Origin of the sequence: Intrasporangium sp. (genome assembly GCF_030452765.1) — a bacterium.
GTDB lineage: Bacteria > Actinomycetota > Actinomycetes > Actinomycetales > Dermatophilaceae > Intrasporangium_A.
In genome coordinates this window covers 1-3,433 of record NZ_JAKDLO010000290.1, presented here as the reverse complement: position 1 = coordinate 3,433, position 3,433 = coordinate 1, and the positions used below count along the sequence as shown (strand labels likewise).

Genomic DNA, 3,433 nt, shown 5'->3' with positions numbered 1-3,433 from the left:
CAGAGCTGCGAGCGAAGGTGCGCCTGGATCTGCCCCCCGGCCTGACCGGGCAGGTGACCGGGCCGGCCGCCGTCGAGGCGGACCTGGCCGCCGTCTTCCAGGGAGCGAACCTGCGTCTGCTGATCACGACCGCCTCGATCGTCGCGATCCTGTTGGTCATCACCTACCGCAGCCCGGTCTTGTGGCTCATCCCGCTGACCGTCATCGGCATCGCCGACCGGCTCGCCTCCGTGCTGGCGACACGGGTCCTCGCAATGACGGGCGTGTCGTGGGACGAGTCGACCGTCGGCATCCTGTCGGTGCTCGTCTTCGGCGCGGGCACCGACTACGCACTGCTGCTCATCTCCCGCTACCGGGATGAGCTGCGTCGCCATGAGGACCGACGCGAGGCCATGGCGCTCGCCCTGCGGCGCACGGCGGAGGCGGTCCTGAGCAGTGCCACAACTGTGGTGGTCGGCGTGCTGACCCTCCTGCTCTCGGTCTTCCCGACGACGCGTGGGCTGGGCCTGGCCAGCGCCGTCGGCGTGGCGACGGCTGCCTTCTTCGTTCTTGTCGTCCTGCCTGCCGCCCTCGTCGTCTTCGGCCGCTGGGTCTTCTGGCCGAAGGTTCCAGGGGTTGGCGAGGCATCGCTGGCCGAGGCCCACAGCCCGTGGCGCCGGATCGGCGAGGCGGTCGCCGCGCACCCGGGCCGCGTCATCACCGTCAGCCTCGTCGGCCTTGCCGCGGCTGCGATTGCGGCAACAGGGCTGCGCACGGGACTGTCGACGGCAGACCAGTTCCTCGACAAGCCGGAGGCGATCGTGGCCGCGGAGCGTCTGGCGCAGTCGTTCCCCGCCGGCATGGCCGACCCTGCCGTGATCGTGACGAGCGAGGACGGTCGGCGAGTGCTTGCCGCTGCGCAGGGCACGCCGGGGGTGACCTCCGCGCGGATCACGACACAGGCCGAGGGCGTGACGCAGATCGACGCGGTCCTGACCGGCCCTCCCGGCACGGACCAGATGCGTATGAACGTGGCCGCGCTGCGCGAACACCTCGCCGGCTTCACCGAGACACACGTCGGCGGGACCGAGGCGGCTGCCCTGGACGGTTCGGTGGCCGCGCAGCGCGACCGCGGGCTGATCCTGCCCGTCATCCTCGGGCTGGTCCTCGTCGCGCTCGCCCTGCTCCTGCGTTCCGTGATCGCGCCGGTCGTGCTCGTGGCGACGGTGGTCCTCACGTATGTCGCCAGCCTCGGCCTGTCCTGGCTGGTCTTCACCCACTGGCTCGGCTTCGAGCGGTTGGATGACAGCGCACCGCTGCTCTCGTTCGTCTTCCTCGTCGCCCTCGGGGTCGACTACAACATCTTCCTGGTCACGCGGGCGCGCGAAGAGGCGCGGGAACACGGCACGCGATCGGGGATGGTGCGCGCCCTGGCCGCGACGGGCGGGGTCATCACGAGCGCCGGGGTGCTGCTCGCGGCCGTCTTCGCCGTGCTCGGCGTCCTGCCGCTGGTCGTCCTCGCGCAGATCGGGGTGATCATCTGCATCGGGGTGTTGCTCGACACCCTCGTCGTGCGGACCCTGCTCGTGCCCGCGATCGCGATCAGGCTCGGCGATGCGTTCTGGTGGCCCGGCCGGCCGCCCCCTCGGCGGGCCGGCCGGCATCGTGCCCGGTGAGGGTCTGCGCCAGAGCGGCGGCGGCGGTGCCGATCCCATGACCGAGACGCTCGACATCCCGGGGCGCGAGGTCCTGCTCGTGGCCCCCGACCGCGATCACAAGGTGCGGATGCCGGTCGTGCACTGCCGTCACGACCTGCTGGGTCGCCTCGAGGTCGGCGGCCATCGACACGGCGAGCACGATGGCGGCTGGGTCGCGGGTCGCGACGGCGTCCACCCAGTCCGCAACGGGCAGGTCGGCGCCGAGGTAGTCGGTTGCGATGCCCCGGCGGCGTGCCGCCACCGCGAACGCGAAGAGGCCGACCTCGTGCCGACAACCGGGGGCCAGACCAACGAGCACCCGGGGGCCGTTGCCGAAGCTCGCCGCCGCCTCGAACGACGCGCCGAGTCGGCGCATGACCGCATGGGAGCCGAGATGCTCGGCCGCAACGCTGACCCGGCCCGAAGCCCAGGCCTGTCCGAGCGCGTGCATGGCCGGCAGCAGATGGTGGTCGACGACCGACTCGAAGCTGCCGACGGTGAACATCTCGTCGAGGACCACCGAGAGGGCAGCAGCGTCGAGGGCGGCCGCCGCCGCGAGCATCGCCGCGGCCAAGGTGTCCGCGGATGGTGACGGCAGCCCTGGCCCCGTCGTCGGGCTCGCAGGGACGGCCGGCGCGAGGCGGGCGTCGGACGCCGTTGTATCCCCAGACACCGTCTCGAGTCGGCCGATGGCCTCGGTGGCCGCGGTGCTCGGCGTCCAGCCGTCCTCGACGAGCCGCGCCATGAGGCTGAGGGCCCGTAGGTCGGCCTCGTCGTAGAGCCGGTAGCCGCCCTCGGTGCGGGAGGGGGTCACGATCCCGTAGCGTCGCTCCCAGGAGCGCAGCGTGGAGGCGCTGATCCCGACCTGCTCGGCAGCGCGCTTGATCGTGAACATCGGCTTCAGCCTAGGTGGCGAGCCGATCGAGGGCGGCGCGCAACCCATGCTCGGCATCGTCCCCGAGCCGGCGGAAAGCGGGCCGGAGCAACGGCGCCACGAACCGGGCCAGACCCTGGAAGGAGAAGGCCGCCCGGTAGGTGAGGACCGTGCCTCCGGAGGATCCCGCCGCCAAGGTCATCGTGTCGTGGGCGATCACCGTTGCGTTCTCGCCGCGCAGCCGGATCACCGAGGCCGGGACGAGCTGCTCGACGACATACGTCAGCTCGGTCTGCCGACCGAGGAAGCGTGACGTGTTGTGGTAGGTCGTCCCGACCCCGCCGTCACCGCTGACCCGGATCGTGCGGATGGTGCCGGGGTCCCACTCGGTCGACGTGGTGAAGTCGGCGAGGTATCCGAAGACCACCTCGACCGGTGCGCTGGTCGTGACGGTGCGCTCGATCTCCATACCTTGTCCGAACCCTTCCATACTCTTCGCCAAACCTTTGACAAACCTTTGACACGCATCTTACGGTTGAAGTGTCCCGACAGCAATCCATCCGCAGGAGAACCATTCATGCGAGCAGCAACTCGGCCCGAGGTTGCCGTGATCGGAGCGGGCGTGTCCGGGTTGACCGCCGCATACCTGCTGAACCGCAACCACGAGGTCACCCTGTACGAGGCGGAGCCTCGGCTCGGCGGTCACGCTCACACCCACGAGGTGCCCGGCTCTCGCGGTGAGCCGCTGCGCGTGGACAGCGGCTTCATCGTCATGAACGAGCGCACCTACCCGAACCTGCTGCGCCTCTTCCAGGAGCTCGGGGTGGCGACCCGCCCCGCCGAGATGAGCATGAGCATCACCTGCGAGCAGTGCGGGCTCTCC

4 protein-coding genes are annotated in these 3,433 nt (G+C 70.7%); 2 read left to right on the top strand and 2 right to left on the bottom strand.

The features are described from left to right. The coding region (locus tag L0H79_RS21490; RefSeq protein WP_301486768.1) for an MMPL family transporter at positions 1–1,655 on the top strand (1,655 nt) is incomplete at its 5' end. Here the strand turns inward: L0H79_RS21490 and L0H79_RS21485 are convergent. Together L0H79_RS21485 and L0H79_RS21480 are read right to left on the bottom strand one after the other, a co-directional pair. Further along, the gene (locus L0H79_RS21485; protein WP_301486766.1) at positions 1,582–2,571 is read right to left on the bottom strand and encodes a MerR family transcriptional regulator; all 990 of its coding nucleotides are present in this window, start codon (positions 2,569–2,571) and stop codon (positions 1,582–1,584) included. The two genes, L0H79_RS21490 and L0H79_RS21485, sit on opposite strands and share 74 nt — an antisense overlap. A 10-nt stretch (positions 2,572–2,581) precedes the next feature. Further along, positions 2,582–3,040: an SRPBCC family protein gene (locus L0H79_RS21480; RefSeq protein ID WP_301486764.1), complete on the bottom strand. Its 459-nt coding sequence runs from the start codon at positions 3,038–3,040 to the stop codon at positions 2,582–2,584. Between the two features lie 87 nt (positions 3,041–3,127). On the opposite strand from L0H79_RS21480, the gene L0H79_RS21475 reads away from it, so the two are divergent. Beyond that, positions 3,128–3,433, top strand: a 306-nt coding sequence (locus L0H79_RS21475) for an FAD-dependent oxidoreductase (RefSeq protein ID WP_301486762.1), incomplete at its 3' end; no start/stop codon positions are given.